Below are 24,003 nucleotides of genomic sequence, written 5' to 3'. Positions count from 1 at the left end.
CGAACGTTCACTTCAGAGAAGCAGGCACGGCAAGCACAGTCAAGAGTGCGACCCCCTTTTGACGCCCCGAGCGACCCTCCATAGCCTCTGGTTATGAACGATCGTTCTCCTGCGCCGGAACTGATCGCTCCCTCCACCCGGGGGAACGAGAGCGCGATCCTGAACGCGGCCCTCGACGCATTCGGCGAACAAGGGTTCAACGGCGCCTCCATGCGCGACATCGCCCGCGGTGCCCGGACCAGCCTGTCCAACCTGTACAACTACTTCCCGTCCAAATCCGAACTGCTGGCCGAACTGCTCCGGCGCGCCAATGACGAACAACTGGCCCGCACCCGCCACGCTGCGAACGCAGAAGCCACCACCGCCGCCGAACGCCTGCGTGCAGCCGTGAAGGCCTACGTCGGCTTCGTCGTCGATCACCAGGTCGCCGCCCTGGTCGCCATCAGCGAGATCCGCTACCTCGCAGGCAAGAACCGCGAGCACGTCGTCGAAGCACGCGACCAGACCCAGGCGATCTTCGAGGAGATCGTGGCCGACGGGGTTTCCGCGGGAGAATTCACCACCCCCTACCCCGGCGATGCCGCCCGCAACATCACGGCGATGTGCTCGGCGATTTCCACGTGGTACCGCCCCGAGGGACGGCTGTCGAAGACACAGCTGGCCGAAGAGCAGTCCCGCTACGCGCTGGCCCTGCTCGAAGCACGGCCCTGAGGGAATTTCGCCGCACACCTTGTCAGTTCCCGCGGTCCCGCTTACGTTGTGAACGATCGTTCGTACTGAGGCTGCGGAGCGGCAGCCCGGAGGTGACACGAATGCGCACGGATCTGGACCTTCCTCCCGACCAAACGGCCGTGCCCACCAAGATGGGCAATCTCGCCGCGGCCGCGGTGACGGCCACGGCACTGGAGTGGTTCGACTTCATCATCTATTCCACGGCCGCCGCGCTCGTCTTCGGGACGTTGTTCTTCCCGTCGTTCAGCGGAGTGGCCGGCACGCTGGCGGCATTCGCGACCTTCGGTGCCGGCTTCTTCGCCCGCCCGCTCGGCGGGATCATCGCCGGTCACCTCGGTGACCGGTTCGGGCGCAAACCGCCGTTGGTCGCCGCGATGGTGATCATGGGCGTGGCCACCTTCGGCATCGGCGTGCTGCCCGGCTTCGCCTCGATCGGCCTGTGGGCTCCGGTCCTGCTGGTCGTCCTGCGGCTGATGCAGGGGCTCGGCGTGGGAGCGCAGTGGGGTGGTGCGGCCCTGCTGCTCGTCGAACACTCCCCCACCGAACGCCGGGGGTACTACGGCAGCCTCATTCAGACCGGCGCGATCATCGGAGCCGTGGCGGGCAACGCGATGTTCCTCGCGCTGACCAGCGCTCTCTCCGCCGCCCAATTCGAGGCGTGGGGCTGGCGCATCCCCTTTCTGGCGGGCCTGCTGCTGGTCGCCATCGGGATCTACGTGCAGCTCAAGATCGAAGACACTCCGGTGTTCCAAGCGATGCGCCGGGAGTCGGCAGCGGCACACGCAGCCGCAGGGGTCCGCAAGACGCCCCTCGGGGTGGCTTTCCGGCGCTACTGGCGAGAGATCCTGCAGGCGGCCGGCGCGTTCTTCGTCGTCAACGGCACCTTCTACATTCTCATCTCCGGGATGCTCAGCTACGCCACCAGCGAGCAGGTCGGAATGTCACGCACGGCCGCGCTGGTCTGCGTGATGGCAGCCGGCGCCACGCAGATCATCAGCATCCCCCTGTTCGGTGCTCTCAGCGATCGCTTCGGGCGTCGCAAGCAGTACCTTGCCGGAGCGGTCCTGATGGCGGCTTTCGCCTTCCCGCTGTTCTGGCTGATCGACACCGGGTCGCTGCCGCTGGTCTTGCTCTCGCTGGCCCTCGGATTCACCATTCACGCCGTGATGTACGGGCCCCAGGCCGCCATGTATGCCGAGATGTTCCCGGCCGACGTGCGCTTCTCGGGGGCGTCCCTGGGTTTTCAGATCGCGTCGGTGTTCGCCGGTGGCTTCGCTCCGTTCATCATGACCGCCCTGCTGGCCGTGACCGTCTCCGCCTGGTCGGTATCGCTGTACATCATCGCGATGGCCGCGATCACGTTCGTATCGGTGTTCACCATCCGCGAGCACTTCCGCCGCGATCTCTACGAGACCTCCCAGCCCGCTCAGCAGTCGCCGCAACACACTCCGGAAGGGCAGATGAGCATCGAATGAGCCGGACAGATCTGGAAGCACGCATCCGCCGACTCGAGGACATCGAGGAGATCCGGCAACTCCGCGCCCGCTACTGCCAGTACCTCGACGACGGCCGGTGGAGCGAGCTCGCCGAGCTGTTCACCGCCGACGGTGCCTTCGTCGGGCTCTCCACCGCACGTGGGCGCGACGAGCTGCGCACCTTCTTCGCCGAACTGCAAAGCGGCCCGCTGCAGGCGTGGTGGCACTTCAGCAGCAACGAGACCATCACCGTCGACGGCGACGAGGCCCGGGGGGAAACCTGGCTCGATCAGCCCTGCGTCGTCGACGGTGAAGCCCACATCGCCGCCGGGCGCTACCAGGACGATGTGGTTCGCGATTCGGACGGGCAATGGCGGTTCCGCGAGCGCAAGGTCACCTTCTTCTTCTGGGGACCGCTGGCCTCCGGCTGGGCACCCGGCCGCATCGAGTGGAGACCTGCTGCCGGGGCGCTGGACCAGCGCTACCGGGGAGAGGGCTCCGCTCGTTGAGCGGTACTCACCGCAGAAGAACCACGAGCGAAATACGACAGGAGGCCGGCCATGCCGCATTCCGGCGATCCACACGCCGACGGATCGCACGCACACCAGCCACTGGACGGGCTGCAGGTCGTGGAGTGCTCCACCTTCGTCGCAGGCCCGTCGGGCGGGATGGCCCTGGCACGGATGGGTGCCGACGTGATCCGCATCGACCCCGTCGGCGGTGCGGCCGACCACCGCAGGCTGCCGCTGGCCGAGGATGGCGGAAGCCTGTACTGGACCGGGCTGAACAAGGGAAAGCGGTCGATCACCGTGGACCTACGTTCCGAACAGGGGCGAGAGCTCGCCTCCGCACTCATCACCCGCCCCGGTCCCGACCGGGGGATCTTCCTCAACAACGCTCCCGATCACGGCTGGACCTCCCACAAGAACCTGAGCCGGCGTCGTGCGGACCTGATTCATCTGCGCATCCAAGGGCACTCCGACGGGCGGCCGGCCGTGGACTACACCGTCAACGCCGAGATGGGCGTTCCGGAATGGACCGGACCCAGCGAGCACGCCGCACCTGTCAATCATGTTCTGCCCGCATGGGACCTGCTCACGGGGATGACGGCGGTCTCGGGCCTGCTCGCGGCACTCCGAGACCGCGACCGCAACGGCCACGGCCGCTACATCGAGCTCGCTCTCGCCGATGTCGCCCTGAGCGCCCTCGGCGATCTCGGCTGGCTCGCGGAAACCCAGCTCAGCGGCCAGGAACGCCCTCGCCACGGCAACTATCTCTACGGCACTTTCGGGTGCGATTTTCCCACCGCGGACGCAGGCCGCGTCATGATCGTCGCACTCACCACCGCACAGTGGCACGCACTGACCGAGGTCACCGGAACCAGCACCGTCTTCACGGAACTGGAAGCCTCCCTCGGTACCGAACTGGCTTCCGAAGAGGGCAGGTACCGGCATCGGGAAACCATCGCCGCGATCCTGCGCCCCTGGTTCGCCGGACGCACCATCGACGACATCACCACGGCATTCGGTGGAACCCGAGTGCTGTGGAGCCGATACCGCGGCGTCAGCGATGTCGCCGCCGAAGCGGCCGCCGGAGAGGCCGGCCCGCTCGCAGGCGAAGTCGACCAGCCCGAGGTCGGCCCCGTCCTGGCCACCGGCTCACCACTGCGGTGGTCCGGTACCGGCCTCTGCCCCACCCCTGCTCCGGCGCTGGGCGAGCACACGGAGGAAGTGCTGTGCGGCGGGCTGGGCCTGACCCAGCTCGAATTCGGCCGACTGCGAGACGCGGGCATCGTCGGTGGTCGTGAGTGACCATGCCCTCGTGCACCGGCCGCAAGCGCGACGAAGCCGTGGCAGTGAAGTCCCCGCGTGCATTGTCAACAGCGAGAGGTGAATGCCGATGAGCAATCCGACGAACACGGAGTTCGTCAGTGGTGGTCCGTATTTCGAGGATCTGGCTGTGGGAGACGTCGTCGACCAGGCCCCCGCCGTGACCCTCACGGCAGGCCACGCCACCACGCACCAGTCGGTGCTCGGCAACCGGATGCGACTCGCACTCGACGAGCGACTGTCGCGGTACGTGACCGGGCGCGAACGCCCCCTCGCCCATCCGGGCCTGGTCTGGGATGTCGCCATCGGCCAGAGCACCCTGGTCACCCACCGCGTCGTGGCGAACCTGTTCTACCGCGGATTCGCCTTCCACCACGCACCCTCGATCGGCGACACCCTGCACACCAGGACCGAAGTCGTCGCACTGAAACAGAACCGATCCCGGCCCACCGGCTTGGCGGTACTGCGCATGACCACCACCGACCAGGACGAGCGCACCGTACTGGACTTCTGGCGCTGCGCGATGCTCCCGCTGCGCAGCGCCGGCACGGACACCGGCCACACGGACGACTTCTCCCGAGTCGGGGCCGAAGCCGATACCCGGACCATGGCAGAGGTCGCGTCGACCTGGGACCTGGCGCGTTTCCGTCGAGCAGTCCCCGGTATGCACTTCGCCGACATCAGCCCCGGAACGACCTGGCGCGTCGACGGTGGAGACGTGGTCTCCTGCGCTCCGGAACTGGCCAGACTCACCGGCAACATCGCCGCCGTGCACCACGACCGCACAGCGACCACAGGCGGCCGGAGGCTGGTCTACGGCGGACACACCATCGGGCTGGCGCTGCACCAAACCCTGCGCGCGCTCCCGAATCTGGTGACCGTCCTCGGATGGCACTCCTGCGACCACACCGGACCGGTCCACGAGGACGACACCCTGTTCTCCACGGTCACGGTGGAAAACACCGAACCCCTGCCACGCGGCGGCGGACTGGTGCACTTGCGCTCCCTGGTGCGCGCGAGCAACCCCGCCGACGACGAAGTCATCGATGTGCTCGACTGGCGCTACATCGCGCTCATGAGCTGAGACGTCCTCGACCGAGCCACGGTCGGCATCGGCGACGCGATCCGGATACCGGCTATCCCGCTTCGTCGTCCCGTCCGATGTGAGCACCGAGACGTTCGCTGATGTCCCGTGCGGTCTTGATCAAAGCGGGGAGGTGTTCTTCGCGAATCGTCTCCAAGGAGACCTGAACGGTCGCGCACGACATGCTCAAGGAGGCGAGGACCCGCCCGGTGAAGTCCCGGATCGGCGCCGAGAAGGAACGGACCCCTTCCTCGAGCTCCTGGTCCACCAGCGCCCATCCTTGCTGACGGACCTCGGCGATGATCGTGCGCAGCTGATCGGGGTCCGTCGTGGTCCGCGGTGTCAGCGGGTCCAACTCGGCGTTTTCGAGGAACGAGTCCAGCTCGGTGTCGGGAAGTCCGGCCAGCAGCACCCGGCCCATCGAGGTGGCGTAGGCAGGCAGCCGGGATCCGGTGGTGAGGGTGATGCTCAGAACTCGTCGCGTGGGCACGCGTGCCAGGGTCATGGCGTGGTCACCGTCGAGCGCGGCCAAGGAGCACGTCTGCCCGGTGATCCGGGTGACCTCCTCCATGAACGGTTGGGCGACCTCGGTGATGTTCAGCGACGAGAGGTAGGCGTTGCCCAGCGCCAGTACGTGCGGTGTGAGGGAGAACTGGCGGCCTTCGCTGTGAATGTAGCCGAGCTCTTCCAAGGTGAGCACGATGCGACGTACGGTCGGTCTGCTCAACCCGGTGGCTTCGGCCAAGTCGCCGAGACTGAGGTGGGGACGATGATTCGAGAACGCGAGGATGACCGACAATCCTCGTTCCAGGGACTGGAGGTAGTCCCTGCGTTCCTGCGGCTTCACCATCGTGCTCCCTCGACTCGTCTTCTGCCGCATAGCGGTGAAATGTGCCGCATATCGTATATTAGTGGTGCGTGTTCAAAAGCGGGTCGTCGCAGACGAGACGCAGATGTGCGTGCTGCTGTCGACCACTGGTGAGGATGCCGCCATCGCTGAGTGCCCACCACTCGTCGGCCGTGTTCGGCCACGTCGCCGACACCACTGCCGTCGGCACATCCACGACCAGGGGCAGAGCCTTGAGCAACTCGACAGGGCCGGGCCGGCCAAGTGCGAGGACACCATTGGCCTCGCTGGTGACCGCGATATCGGCGGCGGCGAACACGGCCTGCGGCGTGGGGAGTTCCTCGGCGTCGTCGACGACTGCGACGACACGGCTACCGAGTATGCCGATCACCTGCCCCAGAGCGACAGGCACGTCCTGCGAGCAGCACACGGCCACGATCCGGTCCATACCGAGTCGGTCCGATGCGTCCCCCAGTTCACCGAGCGCACCGGGCCCCGAGAGAACCAGCGGCTCCTGGTGAACCGCATGTGAAACGGTGGTTGGCATGGCGGCCTCCTCTCCGCACCCGCTTCGTCACGAACGCCGGTACTCGGCGAGTTTGACCTCGTCGAGACGAACTCCCAACCCCGGCCCGTCGGGCACCTGCAACTCACCCTTGTCGTAGACGAGGGATTCCTCGGTGAGGTCATCGGCCAGCAGTTTGGGACCGAACAGTTCGCTGCCGAAGGTCACGTTGGGCAACGCACCATACACGTGCGCGGCAGCGGCCGTGCCGATGGAGCTTTCGATGCTGGTGCCACCGTGGCACGGTATTCCCATCGATTCGGCGACTGCGGCAGTCTTTTTGGTCCGCGACAATCCGCCCAGTTTGTTGACCTTGAGCGAGAAGATGTCGCCGGCGGCGTAGCGGCAGACCGTGTAGGCGTCCTGCACGCTGCGCACGCTCTCATCGGCCATGATCGGGATGGTCAGCTGTGCGGCGAGACGGCCCATGGCCTCGATGTTCCAGCCGGGAATCGGCTGCTCGATCAGATCGATGCCTCCGGACTCGAGCTTGGGCAACCAGCGCGCCGCGGTGTTGGCGTCCCAGGCGGCGTTGAAGTCGACGCGCACGCTGGCCCGATCACCGAGAGCTTTGGCCACCGACAGGATGCGGGAGACGTCTTCCTCGGGCCGCTGGGCTCCCGCCTTGAGTTTGAAGCTGCGGTGTCCCTCGGCCGTGAGTTTCTCCTCGGCCTCGCCGATGACGATGTCGGCGTCGTCGGCACTCAAAGCCCACGTCACCGGGATGGATTCCCGGAACAGGCCTCCCAGCAGATCATGGACCGGCACTCCGAGAGCCTTGCCCCAGGCGTCGAACAAGGCCATCTCGACGCAGGCCTTGGCGAACTGGTTGTCCGCCGCGATGCGATCCATCCGCTCCAGCAGCAGGTCGATTCGCGAAGCCTGCTGTCCGATCAGCTCGGGGGCGAGGTAGGTGTCGATGGTCGCCTTGATCGTCTCCACACTCTCGCCGCCCCACCAGGGCCCGCCCGGGGTCGTCGATTCCCCGATGCCCTCGATCCCGTCGGCGGTGCGCACCCGTGCGATCACGTAACTCTGGTAATCCATGGTGACCGACTTGAACTTGTGCGGGCGACGCGTGGGCAGGTCGACGATGACCGTGTCAACGGACTGGATCGTCAAGGACGACATACGGCTCTCCTTCTCGGCCTCTCGGCCGGATGGACTCGTTCAGGATGCGCACCACAAAGGGGATGCCAGAGATCGGGCGGAGCGGCCCGTGGTGGCCGGATGCCCGCACCGGAAACATCCGGCCACCACGAATGCGTCGGCGCCCGGGACTCAGGCCGGTTCGAGGACGAAGTCGTACTCCGAGCGCAGCCGACCGTCCTCCTGAGGGTGCGGGTCGAGCACCAGCTCGGGCTTGGTGGCCTGTGCGACGTCGCTGTCCAACCACTGGCCGCCCTCGAAGTACAACTGGGTGGTGATCGACCGGTGGCCGGGCGCGCGCACGATCAGATGCAGGTGCGCCGGCCGCCACGGGTGCCAGCCTGCGGCGGTGATGAGCATGCCGGTCGGCCCGTCGGTGGGGATCTGATACGGGGCCGGTTGGATGGTGTCGATTTCGAACCGACCCTGCTCGTCAACGGCGACGACCCCGCGCAGATTGCCTTCCGGCAGGTGTGGGGCGAACCCGGAGTAGTAGCCCTCGTCGTCGGCGTGCCAGATGTCCAGTTCGGCACCCGGCAACGGGTTGCCCGCGGTGTCGCGGACCTGGCCGGCGAAGGTCAGCGGCGTGCCCTGCTCGTCGGCGCGCATCGGCAGTGCGGTCACCGCAGGCAGCTTCTGCTGGTCGGGCAGGTAGTACGGGCCGAGGATGCTTCCCTTGCTGCCCTGCTGAGTTCGGGAAGCCACGTCTTCGACCTCGTGCTCGACGAACACGTCGAGAAGCAGCGGCCACTCACCGCCCTCGCCGACGTCGATCAGCCACTGCTTGGCAGCCTGGAACTCCGGGTAGGTGACCTGGTGGGTGTGGATGGCCTCGTGCACACCGGCCAGCACCGCCTGCACCACGGTGCTGACGCGCTCGGCCGACACACCACCCTCGGGCGCCCCCTGCTGCTGACTGGCGCGGAAGGCCTGCGTGGCCGACGCGCCGGAACCCGCGGCCGTGGGAGAGGTGTTCTCCGTCGTCGTCATGATCACTCCTTTCTCGTTCAGCGGGCGCGCACCGGTGCCGCCGCTGGAGGAAACACGGGAAAGGGTGGTGACCGGTGAGGACCTCCGGTCACCACCCGAATCTTCACTCGGGGGTGTCGGGATTGAACAGGTCCGGGGTGGTCCAGCCGTCGAGGTCGTATTCGGCCATGCACTGCTCGGCGAAGCCCTTCATGGCATCGGCCGCACCGGAATTCTGCGCGGCGAACAGCAGCTCGGCACGCACGCCCTCGTGGTTGCCGGAGTAGTTGCGCTCATACAGCTCGTGGCGGCCGCCGAACTCGCTGCCGATGGAGTCCCAGATCAGCTTCATCAACTTGACGCGCTCGACCGAGTCGTATCCATTGGAGCCACGCACGTACTGGTCGAGGTAGGGCCGGATTTCCGGGGATGCGAAGTCGGCGGAGCTGGACGGCAGATAGATCAGTCCGCTCCCCAGATCCTGCATGATGATCTCGCGGATCCGCGGATAGCCCACGGTCATGAACCACCGGTAGGCCAGCCCGTAGTCCAGCTTCGGCAGCTTGGCGCCGTCGACCCAATCGTCGGGGTTGGCCGCCATCGCATCCGACAGTGCCCAGAACATGTTGCGCCAGCCGATGACCTCGCCCACCCGGGTCTGGATGCCGCGGAAGTCCTTGGTGCCGGTCGACTCCACACCCTTCATCAGCAGCCCGGCGATGAAATCGAGCTTGACGGCCAGCCGGGTCACACCGTGGAAGGTGAAGCGGTGCAGAAAGCCCGAACCGGGGAAGAACGTGCTGGCCTTCTCCGCATCACCGTAGATGAACACGTTCTCCCACGGGATGAACACCTTGTCGAGAATGAAGATCGTGTCGTTCTCGTCGAACCGGGACGACAGCGGGTAGTCGAAGGGGCTGCCCATCTGATCGGCCATGGCCGAATACGAAGTGCGGCAGATCAGCTTCATTCCCGGCGCACCCATCGGCACGGTGCACACCAGGGCGAACTCGCGCTTTTTGATCGGCAGGCCGTAGTGGGCGATGAAGTTGTAGTGGGTGATCGCCGATCCCGTGGCCACGACCTTCGCGCCGGAAACGATCAGGCCGTCGTCGCGCTCCTCCTCGACGTGGATGAAGATGTCCTTGACCTCGTCGGGCTGCTTGTCGCGGTCGACCGGCGGATTGATGATCGCGTGGTTCCAGTACAGGCACTTCTCCTGCGACTCGGTGTACCACCGGCGGGCGTTGTCGGCGAAGGGCTCGTAGAAATCGGCGTTGGCTCCCAGCGTGCCGAGGAACGAGGCCTTGTAATCGGGGCTGCGGCCCATCCAGCCATAGGAGATCTTGGCCCACTCGGCGATCGCATTGCGGTCGGCGAACAGATCCTCGCTGGTGTAGGGCGTGCGGAAAAACGGGTGCGTGAACCCGTTGTTGCCGGTGTCGGTCGGCGTCGTCAGCACATCCTTGGTGTCCGGATCGTGCAGCGCGTCGTACATCCGCGCCGTCATCCGCACCGAGTTCCGAAACGCCGGATGCGTGGTGACGTCATCGACCTTGTCGCCGTAGACGAACAGCTCCCGGCCGTCGCGCAGACTTTCGATGTACTCCTCGCCGGTCATCGGACGCTGTTTGGCCTCCGGGGCGACTTCCGGGTTCGCCTGCTGTTCCTGCGATGTCACGTCGTCACTCCTGTTCATTGGGTGATGCGGTTCGTTACTGGGCAACGGGTTCGTCCCGCACCGGCTCAGGCATCCCGACCAGACGGCTCAAACCCGATGGGCAGTCGCCCGTCTCCAGCCACGGCACCGTTTCGAACGCCTCGCCCAGATGGCGGAAGGCGCCGAGGTAGAACACCAGCGGCCGACCATCGTCGAACTCGAACTCCTCGACCTCACCGACATAGAGCACGTGGTCCCCACCGTCGTGGGCATCCCACGGCCGGCAGGAGACGCGGGCCAGCGACCCCGGCAACCAGGGGGCAACCCCCTCCGGACGCACCCACTCGATCGGCTCGCTGCGGGGCTTGCCCGCGAAGTGCAGGGCGACGTCGTCCTGCCCTTCCTGCAGCACGTTCACCGTGAACGGCCGGCCCTCCAGGTACTGGCACGCCTTGGTCTTGCGATCCAGCGACACCAGCACCAGCGGCGGGTCGAGAGAGACAGCGCTGAAGGCATTGACCGTCGCGCCGTGCGGCTCGCCCTCCACGTCGCAGGTGATCACGGTGACACCGGTCGCGAAGTGGCCGAGACAGTTCCTGAGTTGCCGGGGGTCGATCCGCATGGGCCCCTCCGATGTACGCAATGCGTATTATTTGTCCGCTATCCGGTGTTCGCTACTATGAAGTGGGGCACAGTCCCTGTCAAGAGGAAATTTCGGCGAATCCCGAACATTTCATGATGTGCCCGCACAGCCCCGGGAAGGACCACCGTCCGGGGTGCTCCGGTGCCACCACATCCGAGAAGAACTCGTACAGGAATGCCGCAATCAGGATTTGCTCATCCGCTCGTTCGAACCATCGATGCAGACGCGGAAGCATTTCGCCGTCGGCGAGCACTGTGTCCGCCGGGGGCCGCCACATCGAGCGAAGCGGGCCCGTCTCGCGTTGACTCTTGACAGGCCGCACGGCTCGAGCCACAGTAACGAAATTACCGAATAACGGTCGCTTTGTACGCAAAGCGGCTACATACGACTGCCAGTCAGGCAGTCGACCGGCCCCGGACAGCAGCCTCCCAGGGCTCGCACCGGCGGCCACGGTTCACACCTTCCACAGCAACCGCATTCAGCACGAACGCCAACTCCACAAAGCTCAACTGCGAGACCGGTCCACAACGGACTTTTCCTCAACAGGAACGGGCATTTTCGGATCACCCACCGACCGAGCCTGCGGCCGACGCACCAACCCGGGAATTCCTCACCGCCCCTGCACATAGCCGACGTCAAGGAAACCCCATGTGCCACCGCCATGACACGCCCCCGTACGACCTCGGCATGCCGTCGCAGCAGGTGCACATACCGCTGGATTCCGGCGAGGCTCTCCCGTCGACCTGCTACACACCGCTCGACGGGTCCGGTCCCGGGATTGTGCTCATCACCGATATCTACGGGCCGACACCCTTTTACCAGGCGATCGCGGACCGACTTGCCGGCGACGGGTACGTGGTACTACTCGTCGACTACTTTTTCCGGCAAGGCGGTCTCACCGAAGACACCCGCGACGAGGCCTTCGCCCGCCACTCCCGGCTCAGCGAGCGCAGTGCGCTGCACGACCTCGACACAGCTCTGGACTGGTTGTCCCGGCAGCCCGAGACAACCGGTACCCGGCTCGGCACACTCGGGTTCTGCCTCGGCGGCACCTTGGCCCTCGACCTGGCCGCCCGGCGCGACGATCTCGAAACCGCCTGCTACTACGCCTTCCCCTTCGGCGTGTCCAACCCGAATCCCGACCCCGTGCCACGTCCCATCGACCTCACCGACCACATCACCGGCAACGTGCTCGCGTTCTGGGGCGACAGTGACTACATCGGCACCGACCAGATGCACCAATTCCGCGACACCATGCGCGCTTCCGGGGCTTCCTACGACCACACCATCTACCCGGGTGTCGGGCACGGCTTCCTGCGCGGGCTCCTCAACGACGGCCCGGACAGCGCAGCCGCGCTCGACTCCTGGGAGGCCACCACGCGGTTCTTCGCGACCCACGTGAAGTGAGCAGAACAGGTTCTCGGCCGCGAAAACCGGGCGGAATCGATGTCGATTCCGCCCCACCACACACGCCAATCCGCACACTTTCTCAGGCGATCCTGCCGGAGACCAGGGCCAGACTCGCACCATCCCAGCGGCGGCGCAGCCACCGGTCGTGGCTGGCCACCACGGTCGCCCCCGGCGCCGTACGCAGCGCCTCCTCCAGCTCGCTCGCCAGGGTCAACGACAGGTGGTTGGTCGGCTCGTCCAGCAGCAACACTCGCGGCGGGTCGGCGATCAGCGTCGCCAGCGCCAACCGGCGCCGCTGCCCCACCGACAGCGTCCCCACCGGACGATCGATGTCCCGAGGGGGCAGCAGCCCGAGCTCGGACAAGGCGGGAACGTCACCACGCCCGGACGTGGATTCCGCATAAACCCGGCGTGGTGTGCGGGCACCGTCGGCGAAAACCACATCCTGCTCCAGCAGACCGACCCGGAGACCGCGACGGTGCCACACCGTGCCCGACTCCGGGTGCAGCCACCCGGCCAGCAGGTACAGCAGGCTCGACTTGCCCGCACCGTTCGGGCCGGTGATCAGCAGGCGACCGTCACCGGACAGGTCGAGCTCGTCGATCCACAGTCGACCGCGCACCCCTGCCCGGCGCACCTGCACGCTCACGTCGCCGGTCGTGGCGGCACTGGTCAGCGCGGCGGCGAAGCGCAGCGGCGCGGGAGGTTTGGGCACCTGCCTGCGGTCCAGTTCCTCCAGGCGCTGCCGCGCGTCGCGCACCCGCCGGGAAACCTGCTTCTCCACCCGGGCACCCTTGTAGTCGTAGGCCAACTTGCTGGTGTTGCCACGCGCAGCACCGTGGCTGACGTTGCGTGCGGTGACCGCCACCGCGTGCCGGAGCTGATCCAACTCGTCCTGCTCGGCGGCATAACGCTGTTCCCAGCGCGCCCGTTCGGCGTGTTTGGCTCGCAGGTAGTCCGAGAACGCACCGCCGTAGCGGGTCGGCCCGTCGAGTCCGGGATCCATATCGACGATGTCGGTGCACACCGCGTCGAGAAACACCCGGTCGTGGCTGGCCAGCACCACCACACCCGGCAGGTCGCACAGATGCCGTTGCAGGAAGGAGATCGCGGCATCGTCGAGGTGGTTGGTCGGCTCGTCCAGCAGCAGGGCACCAGGTTGCCGCAGCAACAACGCGGCCAGCCCGAGTCGGGACCGCTGGCCACCGGACAGGGTGGCCAGCACTCGCTGCCGCGAGACGCCCTCCAGCCCCAGTCCGTCGAGGACCCTCCCGGCACGATGGTCGGCGTCCCAGACCTCGTGGACCTGGGCCCACTCCAGACACCGTCCATAGGTCGCCAGCAGGTCGGCATCGTCCGGCCGCCGGGTCAGCGCCTCGGCCGTTTCGGCGAGTTCGCGTTCGGCGGCGCGCAGCGGAGCCAGCGCGTCCTCGAGCACGTCACCGACCGTGCCGGCGAGGTCGAAGGGCAGCTCCTGGTGCAGGAACCCGGCATCATCGGGGCGGGTGATCTCCCCGGCATCGGGGTCTTCCACACCGGCGAGCAGGCGCAGCAGGGTGGATTTGCCGACGCCGTTGTCACCGACCAGCCCGATGCGACGGCCCGGCGCGGCGGTGATCGACACACCGTCGAAAACGCGGATGTGTCCGTAGGACTTGGCGAGATCACGAGCGAGCAGAGCGGAAGCAGACATCGAGGAGCACCGACCGGAGTGCGGTAGGGATACCCGCCGGGCACGGAAACGCGCGAGAGCAACGCTCGCGCAGGCCTCGGGCGCGGGCCGGACTCGATGTCAGTTCTTCATAGTGCGTTCAGAATAACCGTGCCCGCTGCGGCGGTGTCAACTCGAATCCCCACCGTGGTTGCACAGGTATTCGCGCACAGCTCGCCTGCCCCAGGGCCGGTCAGTCCGCGATTCCGGCCAGTGCGGTCACCTCGGTGATCCGCCCACGGACCAGGTACTCGCCGGGAACCGCGTTGCGTCTGCCGAACTCCTCGGCACGTTCGGCACCCATGTAGCGCCCGCCGAGCACAGTGGCCCACCGCAGCAGCTGCTCGGTGTCCTCGAACAACTGCGCCTGTGCCCGGATCAGCACAAACGAGTACGGCGGCGCGTCGTCGTCGACGCACAGGGCGAATCGCGGCTCGTGCCGCAGCGCTCTGCCCTTGACCGAGGTGACCGCTGTGGTGAACACGACGTGATCGCCGTCCATGGTGAACCACACCGGGGTGACGTGCGGGGCACCATTGGCCCTGGTCACGGCGAGCTTGCCGGTGCGGGTGCCGTGCAGGGCGAATTCCCGCCACTGCTGTTCGGACATTGTCTGCATGACCGTGCTTCTACCAGGAGCCACCGCGCCGCGCACAGCACACGTGCCTCGGGTGCGCGTCCCGGGTGCGACACGGAGGGCGGCGAGCGAGCCCGGCGGGATCCGGGGGTGGTCAGAGAATGGCCTTGAGCAGCAGAGCCAGAGCACTCAGGGCGGCCACGACCAGCAGCGCGGGCCGGGTGCGGCCCGCGTCGAGCACCTTGCGCAGGGGCCCGGAGATCAGGAAACCGGTCACGGCGAACGGGAACAGGGCCAGCGCCGCCAGCAGCTGGTCAGCGTGGACCTGCCCGCCCAACGAGAGCGCCAGGATCGACAGCACCGAGCCCCCGGCGAAGTAGGCCCCCAGCGTGGACCGCACGGTCGGGCCGGCGGTGTGCTGATAGACCAGCGCGATCGGCGGTCCCCCGATCGCGGCGGCAGTCCCGAACGTGCCGCTGGCCATGCCCGCAGTGAGCAGGGCGGGCCGCGTCGGCCTGGGACGCCAGGCCAGCAGGGACAGCCCCACCGAGATCAGCACGACCACACCGATCAGGATCGCCACCCACCGCGCCGGAAGCAGCGCCAGCGCCGCCACGCCCAGTGCCGTACCGGGCACCCGGCCGAGCATCCCCCAGCCCACGCCGTGCCAATCCGTGTGACTCCGTTCGCGCAGCACGGGCAGCAGCGCGAATGCCGAGGACACCAGCAACAGCGGCACGGGCACCAGGATCGGGTCGGCGATCGCCAGCAGCGGTGCCGCGACGAGGTTCATCCCGAAACCCACGGAGCCCTGCACGACGGCGCCGGCCAGCACGATCACTCCGGCAAGCAGCAACATCCACACGGCCACGGGTCCCCCTCGACTGGCACCTCTTCCCGCAGCCGGACATTACTGGCGCCGGACGCACGTCGCGGCCAGCCCCGCGATCGACCGAGGCAAAACTGCCGTTCATCGTGATCAGGCAGGCATGCCCTCAGCAGAGAACAGCGCTGCCCGCCTCATCGGGCATAGGGGCGCAGCCGCGGCTCACTGTCACGCTCCGGATAGCCCTCAATGGTCCTGCTGGTCTCGGCCTCGAGATACGACAGGCCACCGAGCAGGACCCGCGGCGGGTCCATGTCCGGACCGAACAGCCGCGTGCACACCAGCGGCGAAATCCGGGATACCTCGGCAGGGCCGGGATGAGTGAGCGCGTCCAGCACCAGCGCGTAACCGGCCGCGTCGAAAGCCATCGCGAGGTGGTCGACCGGCCGGGCGGGGCAGACATCCTGCACGAAGATGTTGCGCGCGCCCGGAAGGTGCGTCGCCTCCGGTGCGGGCTGCACGAGCTCGTCGGTGCGGGTGCCGATCGAGGTGTAGGCCACTCCCGCAGGCGGGGATTGCCGCCGCAATGCCGTGATGTAGTCCGCCCCGCGCCGCATCTGCCAGTAGGCGGTCACGCAGGAACCGTCGCCACAATCCGCGTTCGCCGCGGCGGTGCCACCATAGGGCGCGGCCAGCCCGATCGAATCCTCGACCATGTCGGCCAGGTCTGGCCAGAAGCGCAGTGCCCACACCGGATGCAGACCGCCCTGGCTGTGCCCGACGAGACCGACCTCTCGGCCGCTGAGCTCGTACACCTCTCGGATCGCGTGGACGACGTACTCCGCGGAGACCTGCAGGTCGACCAGTGCCCGCTCGGGCAGTTCCACGGTGCACACCGGGAAACCCGCCCGCGGCAGCGCCTGCACGTAACCGCCCGACCAGTTCTCCTCCGGTGTCGCTCCCGTCCCGTGAACCAGGATCACCGGTGTCCGCTCGGCGCTCGCGACCTTCTCGCCGCACTCCAGAGCCTGCTCCAGCCTCCACTGTGGGGTCCGCAGCGCCGGCCCGTCACCGGCATGAGCCGGAAGCATCCCGCCGACCAGAAACGAGAACGTCATCGCGAGGACCGCGAACAATCGGAATCCACTACTGCCCATGCCGAGTGCAACGAATCACACTGCCGGACGTGACGCCGCCTCACCCGGATTCAGCAGTCCGATAAGGACACGGTCGAAAGAGGCCACAAGAGCGCGAGCAGGGCGCTTTCGGAGCCGGGTGATGATCCTGCCGTCGATCACCTGATTCGCCTCTTGCCCGGCCGCGGTCGGGTCCGGCACGATCTTCTGCCACACGAGGCCGCACGATCGCCCTGCCGCGAGGCCAGCTCCCGGCTTGCGGGCGAGCCACCGGACAGCCGAATACCGGACCGCTCAGGAGCATGCGCATGCCCCGCACCGTCACCGTCCTGGCTCTGGCCGCCGCCTGGTTTTCCGCTCCCACTGCGCCGGCAGCACGCTCGCACGCCGGGGAGATCACCACAGCGGCGACCGAGGTGGACGGACATTACCGGGACTTCGGTGACCCGGGCGGGTTCGTCAACATCATGCCGCCGGGCCAGGACGGCACGCTCAACGCGCCGGAGGCACTCGCCGCCCGAACCGGGCACTACCCTCCGCATGTCACGGACCAGCTGGCGAGGTACGAGGAACTCGTCCACGAGCAGGCCACACCGGGGTTCACCGACGCCGACCTGCTGGAGCACTTCAAGGACGCCTCGTTCGGGGCAGCCCCCGGCGACATCGCCCGCCGCTACCGTCCCGGCGGGCGTGACGACGTCGTCGTGCTGCGCGATGCGAGCCACGGCGTGCCCCACATCTTCGGTGACACCCGCCAGGGCACCATGTTCGCCGCCGGCTACACGGCCGCCGAGGACCGGCTGTTCCTCATGGACGTGTTGCGTCACCTCGGCCGCGCGCGCCTGTCCGAATTCCTCGGCCCCTCGGCAGCCAACCTCGCCATGGACCGCAGCCAGCTGGCGGTCGCGCCCTACACCGAGCAGGACCTGCGGCAGCAGGTCGAGCGGCTGCGCAACCGCGGTCCGATGGGGCGCCGCATCCACCGTGACGCCACGGCCTACAGCGCGGGAGTCAACGCCTACATCCGTGAGGCGATCGCCGACCCGACCAAGTTGCCCGCCGAATATCCCGCGCTGCAACAGGTACCGGAACAGTGGAAGCTCACCGACATCGTCGCGATCGCCTCGCTCGTGGGTGGCATCTTCGGCAAGGGCGGCGGCTCCGAGCTGGCCAACTACTGCAACCTGCGAGCACTGTCCGAGAGCACCGGCAGCGCCGAGCAAGCACGGCTTACCTTCGACGATCTGCACTTCGCCGACGATGCCGAGGCACCGACCACGACACAGCGGCGGTTTCCGTACATGACCGCCGCGGGGCCGACCGATCCCGCCGCCACACCGCGGATCGACTGCGGCACGCTGCAACCGATCGCGCCCGGCGCCCCGGAACCCGAGGACCTCGTCGACGCGATCGTCTCCGCGGCACCCGTACCGCCGGCCGAGGGCGGCGACGGCGCCGAAGCCGCCGAGACCGGCTGGGATCCCGCCGACAGCGGCCGGCGGGCACCGGCCGTCATCGACGGCCCGCTCGGCACGATCCGGCTGCCCTTCCAGCAGGCCGCGAGCAATGCTTTGCTGGTCAGCGGCAAGCACACCGGCAGCGGGAACCCGATCGCGGTCTTCGGTCCGCAGACGGGGTATTTCAGCCCGCAGCTGCTCGTCGAAAAGGACATCCACGGTCCCGGCATCGACGCCCGTGGCGTGGCCTTCGCCGGCACCGACCTCTACGTCCAGATGGGCCGCGGCACCGACTACGCGTGGTCGGCGACCTCGGCCGGGGCCGACAACGTCGACACCTGGACGCTCGAGCTGTGCGAACCCGGCGGCGGGACACCGACCGTGCGATCGATGGGATACCGCCACCACGGGCGGTGCCTGCCGATCGAGTCGTTCGACCACACCGTGGTCGCCAAGCCCAGCGCAGGCGGACTGCCGAGCATCGATACGGCGGACGAGATCGTGTGGAACCAGGAAGTGCAGCGCACCGAGCACTACGGCTTCCTGACCGCCCGAGGCAAGACCACCGACGGAACCCCGATCGCGATCACCTCCGACCGGTCGACGTACCGGTCGGAGGTGACCTCCACGGTCGGCTTCTCCCGGGTCAACGACCCGCAGTTCATGTCCGGCGGCACCGAAGCCTTCCGGGAAGCGATGGGCACGGGCATCGACTACACCTTCAACTGGTTCTACGTCGACGGTGACGACATCGCCTACCAGCACTCGTGCAAGTGCCCCGACCGGGCCGACGGCATCGACCCGTACCTGCCGGTGTGGGGCACCGGCGAGTTCGACCACGAGGGGCATCTCGGTTTCGCCGAGCAGCCCCATGCGGTGAACCCGCCGGACGGCGCGCTGATCTCGTGGAACAACAAGCAGGCTCCGGGCTTTGCGGCCAACGACGCCGAGTTCGCCTACGGGCCGGTGTATCGCAGCGACATGCTGCAACAGCGACTGCGGGCGAAACTCGCCGAGGGGCCGGTGGACCGCGGCGACCTGGTCGACGTGATGGCACTGGCCGGCACCACGGACCTGCGCGCTCAGGAGATCATGCCGTGGCTGCATCGGGTGATGGGCCGCCAGGCCCCGGACGGTGTCGATCCCCGCACCCAGGACATGTGGAACCGGTTGCGGGCCTGGGCCGCCGACGATCTGGGACACCGGCGCGACCACGACGCCGACGGCAGCTACGAGCACGCCGCGGCCATTGCGATCATGGACGCCTGGTGGGGTGGCGCGCCGGATGCCACAACCGACACCGAAACCAACCCGAACGCCTCGTCGCAGCTGATCGAAGCGATCTTCGGGAAGACCTTCGCGACCCTGAGCATCCCGATCGCCAATTCCCCACTGACCCACACCGGCTCCGCCTTCAACGGCGGTGCGGGCAGCCACGTCGTCAAGGACCTGCGGCAGGTGCTGAACGAGCCGGTACGCGACCGCTTCCAAGCGACATACTGCGGCGGTGGTGACCTCGAGGCGTGCAGGCACGCGCTGTGGAAGTCACTGTCGGCGGTCGCCGGTGAGTTGGAAAAGGACTTCGGCTCGCCTTCCGTCCGGGGCTGGCGCCGTGTGCCTGCCGATGACGCCATCGTCCACTCCCCACTCGGGCTCACCTCGATCCCGGAGATCGACTGGGTCAACCGGCCGACGTTCCAGCAGGTCGTCGAAGTCGGCGCCCCGGTACGGCAGGCGACACGACCCGGGCGGCAACCGACGAAAACGGAGAAGCAGGAGCATCGCTCGGGTGAATAGCGATCGACAGTCTCCCCGAAGGAGTGATACGAGCAGGGTTCACTTTGGCAGGTTGCTCCGCGTGAGTCCCGTGGATCGTCGTGGCGTGTTGAAAGTCGGTGCGCTCGTCGCCGGAGTGGCCGCCACCCCGTTGTCGAACTCCGGCGCAGCCGCGGCCCCGACCGGACGGGCGTTCCGGCACGGAGTGGCTTCCGGCGACCCGTTTCCCGACAGCGTGCTGCTGTGGACCCGGGTCACCCCCTCCGAGGACGCCACCCCGGGTTCCGGGAACGGCCCGGACGTCGCGGTGCGGTGGGAAGTGGCCACGGACGAGCAGTTCCGGCAGGTCGTGGCACGGGGCAGTCTCCGAACCGGAGCCCGACGCGACCACACAGTGAAAGTGGACGTCAGAGGTCTGAACCCCGCGACCCGGTACTGGTACCGGTTCCGGTGCGGCGCCGAGACCTCCCCGGTCGGGCGCACCCGCACGGCCCCCGCCGGCGGAGCGGCCGTCTCCCGGCTGCGGATGGGCGTGGTGTCCTGTTCGAACTGGCAGGCCGGTCACTTCGCGGCCTACCGCCACCTCGCAAGAAGGGACGACCTCGATCTCGTACTGCATCTCGGCGACTACCTCTACCGCCGCTTCACGTTCGGCGGTCTGGCGCAGCTGTCGATGCTCGACCTGCGCACCTACCGCAGCAAGCAGGCCTCCGGCCCGGCCGACCCGGATATCGACGATCCCGCGCGCACCATCACCGGGGACGCGCAGATGACCTGGCTGACCAACGGGGTGACCACCACCGAGGCGCAGTGGAAGCTCATCGGGAACCCGGTGATGATCGCCCCGGTGCGATTCCCCTCCAATCTGTCCACTCGGGATCGACAGGCGCTCCACGAGCTCACCGGTACTCCTCCCGTGGAGGGTGTGCCCTACAACGTCGACCAGTGGGACGGATACACCGCCGACCGGGCCGAGCTGTTCTCGACGCTGCGGCGCAACGGGGTGCACAACACCGTCTTTTTGACCGGCGACATCCACTCCGCGTAGGCCGCGCCGCCTCGTTCGCCGTGCCCGCAGGAACCCAGCACGTGACCACCGCCGAGGAGCCGTTGCGATGACCCGCGCACGACACGAGCACACCCTGGACCGCCGCACCTTCCTGCGACTGGCCGGCGCGGGTGGCGCCGCCGTCACGCTGTCGACCTCCGGCACAGCGCTCGCCGGCGGTGCGTCGCAGGGCGAGCGGCTGCGCGTCTACACGGTGGTGGTCGACGGGTGCAGGCCCGACGAGATCACCCCGGTGCTCACACCCCGACTGCACCGGTTGCGCAACGCGGGAACGACCTATCCTCGGGCACGCTCACTGCCGGTCATGGAGACCATCCCCAACCACGTGATGATGATGAGCGGGGTACGGCCCGACCGTTCGGGAGTGCCCGCCAACTCCGTCTACGACCGTGCCGAAGGGGTCGTGCGCGATCTCGACCGGCCTTCCGATCTGACGTTTCCGACGCTGCTCGACCGGCTCCGCGGCACCGGCAGAGTCACCGGCAGCGTGCTCAGCAAGGAGTACCTCTACGGGATCTTCGGGCAGCGGGCGAGCGTGCGCTGGGAACCGAAGCCGGTGATCCCGGTCAGCGAGCACGCACCCGACGCCGCGACCGTCGACGCGCTGATCTCGATGGTCGACCACGCCGATCCCGATCTGATCTTCACCAACCTCGGCGATGTGGACCGCGTCGGCCACGGTGACGTGACCGGCACGACGCTGCAGGCAGCCCGCACCAGTGCGCTGGCCGCCACCGACCTCCAGGTCGGTCGTTTCGTCGACCACCTCGTGCACACCGGCCGGTGGAGCTCCAGCATTCTGCTGATCCTGGCCGACCATTCCATGGACTGGTCCCTGCCGCACAGGGCTGTCTCGCTGCAGCCCGTCATGGACGCCGACCCGATGCTGGTCGGGCACGTGGTGATCGCGCAGAACGGCGGGGCCGACCTGCTCAGCTACACCGGCCCCGCCGATCGCCGGGCGGACGCCGTCGACCGCATGCGAACGATCGCCTCCTCCACCGAGGGAGTGCTCGCCGTGCACGCCCCGGCGGACCTGCGGCTGGGTACCGAAGCCGGTGACCTCGTCGCCTACTGCCTGCCCGGATGGCGCTTCACCGAGCCGACCGTGGTGTCCAACCCGATCCCCGGCAACCACGGACACCCGGTCACCGAGCCGATCCCGTTCTTCGTCTCCGGTGGGCATCCCGCTGTGCGCCTAGGCGAGATCTCGGCGGCACCGGCCCGCACGGTCGACATCGCCCCCACCGTGGGTTCCCTGTTCCAGCTCACCGAGCCCGCCGGTGGTTACGACGGGACAGCACGCCTCGACGCCGTCGACACCGCAGCGCTGCGCCCGTAGGCATCCGGATTCCACCGCGCCACCGCAGCCGGTCTCCACCTCTGGTACCGCAACCGCACTCCGTGATCAACCGAGCAGGTTCTAGGATTGCGCCGCCGTAAACACAGTTCGGCTCCTGGTCCGACACTCTCGGACGCGTCCGTGGCGGTATCGCCGTAACCACCGGCTGTCGAAAGGTGAGCATGTCTGCCGACAACATCGGGTTCGCGCTCCTGCTGCTGGGAGTGCTGCTGCTCGTGGCCAAGCTCGTACGAGTGAAGTGGCGATTGGCGCAGAGACTGTTCCTGCCGGGCTCGATCATCGGCGGGGCGATCGCTCTGCTCCTTGGCCCCGACGTATTCGGCAATATCGCCTCGGCGTTGGGAACCGACCGGTTCACCGAGGGCGGGCTGTTCGGCTCGGACATCCAGCAGGTCTGGTCCTCGCTGCCCGGCCTGCTCATCTCGGTGGTCTTCGCCGGCCTGTTCCTCGGACAGAAGATGCCCAAGATGCGGGAAGCCGGACGGCTCGCCGGACCCCAGATCGCGTTCGGGCTGACACTCAGCAGCGGCCAGTATGTCGTGGGGCTGCTGTTGGCTCTGCTGCTGCTGTCTCCGGTGTTCGGGCTGCCGCCGCTGTCGGGCGCGCTCATCGAGATCGGTTTCGAGGGCGGACACGGCACTGCCGCCGGCCTGGGAAACACGTTCTCCGAAGTCGGATTCCCCGCGGGGCAGGACCTCGCGCTCGGTATGGCCACCATCGGCCTGATCTCGGGCATCGTCCTCGGTATCGTGCTGATCAACTGGGGAGTCCGCAGCGGCCGCACCACGCAACTGCGCTCGGACGCCACACCGTCGGTGGCCGAGCGAATGGGCCTGGTGGAAAAGGAAAACCGGCGCGCTGCCGCCACACTGACCGTGCACCCCTCCTCCATCGAACCGCTCGCGTTGCACTTCGGCCTCCTGGCAGTGGCCATCATCATCGGCCAGCTCCTGCTGTGGGGACTCCAAGCGCTGGAGAACATGCTGTGGGTCGAGACCATCGAGATCTTCGGCTACGTTCCCCTCTTTCCCCTGGCGATGCTCGGCGGCATCCTGCTGCAGTTCGTCATCGACCGTTTCGACCGGGCACAGATCGTCGACCGGTTGATGATCGAGCGGATCCAGGGATTCGCCCTCGACATGTTGATCATTGCGGCGCTGGGCACGCTGTCCCTGGAAGTCATCGCCAACAACATCGTTCCGTTCCTGCTGCTGGCAGGATGCGGTCTGATCTGGTGTGCCGGAGCTTTCCTGCTGCTGGCCCCGCGCATGCTGCCGGACCATTGGTTCGAACGCGGCATCGGCGACTTCGGCCAGTCGATGGGCGTGACGGCCACCGGTTTGATCCTCATGCGCATCGCCGATCCGGAACTGCGCACCCCGGCTTATCCGGCTTTCGGGTACAAGCAGCTCATCGTCGAGCCCTTCTTCGGCGGCGGACTCGTCACCGCCTCGGCGATTCCGCTGATCGCGCAATTCGGGGCGGTCCCGCTGCTGATCGTGATGGCGGTGCTCCTGGTGGCCGCACTGCTGACGGGATTGCTGTACTTCGGCCGCCGTCCGGCACCGTCGACGCCGGAAACAGCGCTCACTCGGCAGGACTAGCGTCGGCACCCACACGGGTTCTTGCTGCGGTCACGCTCCTCACCGCCGCTTCCGGCGGTGAGGAGCCCGCATGATGTACCCGGCGCCGAGCTCCGAGTTGACGTCCTCCCACGGTTGAAAC

General features: G+C 67.5%; 19 protein-coding genes and 1 pseudogene. 10 read left to right on the top strand and 10 right to left on the bottom strand.

The window, feature by feature from the left end:
* Window positions 1-93: 93 nt before the first annotated feature.
* The 5 genes from DFQ14_RS03650 (at window position 94) to DFQ14_RS03630 (ending at window position 5,120) form a co-directional block, all read left to right on the top strand.
* Entirely contained in the window at window positions 94-711 is a 618-nt protein-coding gene (locus tag DFQ14_RS03650) for a TetR/AcrR family transcriptional regulator (protein WP_114451642.1), read from the top strand.
* Between the two features lie 101 nt (window positions 712-812).
* Window positions 813-2,207 (top strand): MFS transporter, encoded by a 1,395-nt coding sequence (locus DFQ14_RS03645; RefSeq protein WP_114451641.1) that lies wholly within the window; start codon window positions 813-815, stop codon window positions 2,205-2,207.
* Window positions 2,204-2,716: a nuclear transport factor 2 family protein gene (locus tag DFQ14_RS03640; RefSeq protein WP_114451640.1), complete on the top strand. Its 513-nt coding sequence runs from the start codon at window positions 2,204-2,206 to the stop codon at window positions 2,714-2,716. The genes DFQ14_RS03645 and DFQ14_RS03640 overlap by 4 nt, the downstream gene beginning before the upstream one ends.
* 51 nt (window positions 2,717-2,767) lie before the next feature.
* Window positions 2,768-4,018, top strand: a complete 1,251-nt coding sequence (locus DFQ14_RS03635) for a CoA transferase (RefSeq protein ID WP_114451639.1) — start codon at window positions 2,768-2,770, stop codon at window positions 4,016-4,018.
* An 88-nt stretch (window positions 4,019-4,106) separates the two neighbouring features.
* Complete coding sequence (locus DFQ14_RS03630) at window positions 4,107-5,120, top strand: MaoC family dehydratase (protein ID WP_114452091.1); 1,014 nt, start codon at window positions 4,107-4,109, stop codon at window positions 5,118-5,120.
* 52 nt (window positions 5,121-5,172) lie between these two features.
* Here DFQ14_RS03630 and DFQ14_RS03625 read toward each other — a convergent pair whose 3' ends face one another.
* The 6 genes from DFQ14_RS03625 to DFQ14_RS03600 all read right to left on the bottom strand — a co-directional run bounded on the left by DFQ14_RS03625 (window position 5,173) and on the right by DFQ14_RS03600 (window position 10,932).
* Complete coding sequence (locus tag DFQ14_RS03625; RefSeq protein ID WP_114451638.1) at window positions 5,173-5,970, bottom strand: IclR family transcriptional regulator domain-containing protein; 798 nt, start codon at window positions 5,968-5,970, stop codon at window positions 5,173-5,175.
* 58 nt (window positions 5,971-6,028) lie between these two features.
* The gene (locus DFQ14_RS03620) at window positions 6,029-6,514 is read right to left on the bottom strand and encodes a dehydroquinate synthase/iron-containing alcohol dehydrogenase family protein (RefSeq protein ID WP_114451637.1); all 486 of its coding nucleotides are present in this window, start codon (window positions 6,512-6,514) and stop codon (window positions 6,029-6,031) included.
* Window positions 6,515-6,541: 27 nt separating this feature from the next.
* Window positions 6,542-7,663 carry a muconate cycloisomerase family protein gene (locus tag DFQ14_RS03615; RefSeq protein ID WP_114451636.1) on the bottom strand — a complete coding sequence of 374 codons (1,122 nt, stop codon included), beginning with the start codon at window positions 7,661-7,663 and terminating at the stop codon, window positions 6,542-6,544.
* Between the two features lie 150 nt (window positions 7,664-7,813).
* Complete coding sequence (catA, locus tag DFQ14_RS03610) at window positions 7,814-8,671, bottom strand: catechol 1,2-dioxygenase (protein ID WP_114452090.1); 858 nt, start codon at window positions 8,669-8,671, stop codon at window positions 7,814-7,816.
* A gap of 103 nt (window positions 8,672-8,774) precedes the next feature.
* Entirely contained in the window at window positions 8,775-10,271 is a 1,497-nt protein-coding gene (locus DFQ14_RS03605; RefSeq protein ID WP_246195675.1) for a 4-hydroxyphenylacetate 3-hydroxylase family protein, read from the bottom strand.
* Between the two features lie 94 nt (window positions 10,272-10,365).
* Complete coding sequence (locus tag DFQ14_RS03600) at window positions 10,366-10,932, bottom strand: flavin reductase family protein (RefSeq protein WP_114451634.1); 567 nt, start codon at window positions 10,930-10,932, stop codon at window positions 10,366-10,368.
* A gap of 669 nt (window positions 10,933-11,601) precedes the next feature.
* Here DFQ14_RS03600 and DFQ14_RS03590 point away from each other — a divergent pair.
* Window positions 11,602-12,360: a dienelactone hydrolase family protein gene (locus DFQ14_RS03590; RefSeq protein ID WP_114451632.1), complete on the top strand. Its 759-nt coding sequence runs from the start codon at window positions 11,602-11,604 to the stop codon at window positions 12,358-12,360.
* An 82-nt stretch (window positions 12,361-12,442) separates the two neighbouring features.
* Here the strand turns inward: DFQ14_RS03590 and DFQ14_RS03585 are convergent, their stop codons facing one another.
* The 4 genes from DFQ14_RS03585 to DFQ14_RS03570 form a co-directional block, all read right to left on the bottom strand.
* The gene (locus tag DFQ14_RS03585) at window positions 12,443-14,056 is read right to left on the bottom strand and encodes an ABC-F family ATP-binding cassette domain-containing protein (RefSeq protein WP_114451631.1); all 1,614 of its coding nucleotides are present in this window, start codon (window positions 14,054-14,056) and stop codon (window positions 12,443-12,445) included.
* A 211-nt stretch (window positions 14,057-14,267) separates the two neighbouring features.
* Window positions 14,268-14,693 (bottom strand): PPOX class F420-dependent oxidoreductase, encoded by a 426-nt coding sequence (locus tag DFQ14_RS03580; RefSeq protein ID WP_114451630.1) that lies wholly within the window; start codon window positions 14,691-14,693, stop codon window positions 14,268-14,270.
* A 112-nt stretch (window positions 14,694-14,805) separates the two neighbouring features.
* Window positions 14,806-15,510, bottom strand: a complete 705-nt coding sequence (locus DFQ14_RS03575) for a sulfite exporter TauE/SafE family protein (RefSeq protein ID WP_114452089.1) — start codon at window positions 15,508-15,510, stop codon at window positions 14,806-14,808.
* A gap of 161 nt (window positions 15,511-15,671) precedes the next feature.
* On the bottom strand, window positions 15,672-16,613 hold the full coding sequence (locus tag DFQ14_RS03570; RefSeq protein WP_114451629.1) for an esterase/lipase family protein: 942 nt from the start codon (window positions 16,611-16,613) through the stop codon (window positions 15,672-15,674).
* A gap of 308 nt (window positions 16,614-16,921) precedes the next feature.
* On the opposite strand from DFQ14_RS03570, the gene DFQ14_RS22155 reads away from it, so the two are divergent.
* The 4 genes and pseudogenes from DFQ14_RS22155 to DFQ14_RS03545 all read left to right on the top strand — a co-directional run bounded on the left by DFQ14_RS22155 (window position 16,922) and on the right by DFQ14_RS03545 (window position 23,882).
* On the top strand, window positions 16,922-19,867 hold the full coding sequence (locus tag DFQ14_RS22155) for a penicillin acylase family protein (protein ID WP_158546644.1): 2,946 nt from the start codon (window positions 16,922-16,924) through the stop codon (window positions 19,865-19,867).
* Window positions 19,868-19,928: 61 nt separating this feature from the next.
* A pseudogene (locus tag DFQ14_RS03555) lies at window positions 19,929-20,888 on the top strand (alkaline phosphatase D family protein); the annotation flags it as partial.
* Between the two features lie 73 nt (window positions 20,889-20,961).
* Window positions 20,962-22,257, top strand: a complete 1,296-nt coding sequence (locus DFQ14_RS03550; RefSeq protein WP_114451625.1) for an alkaline phosphatase family protein — start codon at window positions 20,962-20,964, stop codon at window positions 22,255-22,257.
* Between the two features lie 182 nt (window positions 22,258-22,439).
* Window positions 22,440-23,882, top strand: coding sequence for a sodium/glutamate symporter (locus DFQ14_RS03545; RefSeq protein WP_114451624.1), 1,443 nt, complete (start codon window positions 22,440-22,442; stop codon window positions 23,880-23,882).
* Window positions 23,883-24,003 lie beyond the last annotated feature (121 nt).

Origin of the sequence: Halopolyspora algeriensis (assembly GCF_003337235.1) — a bacterium.
Lineage (GTDB): Bacteria > Actinomycetota > Actinomycetes > Mycobacteriales > Pseudonocardiaceae > Haloactinomyces > Haloactinomyces algeriensis.
Note: the sequence above shows the minus strand (reverse complement) of the source record. Positions and strands in the feature narration are given on the sequence as shown.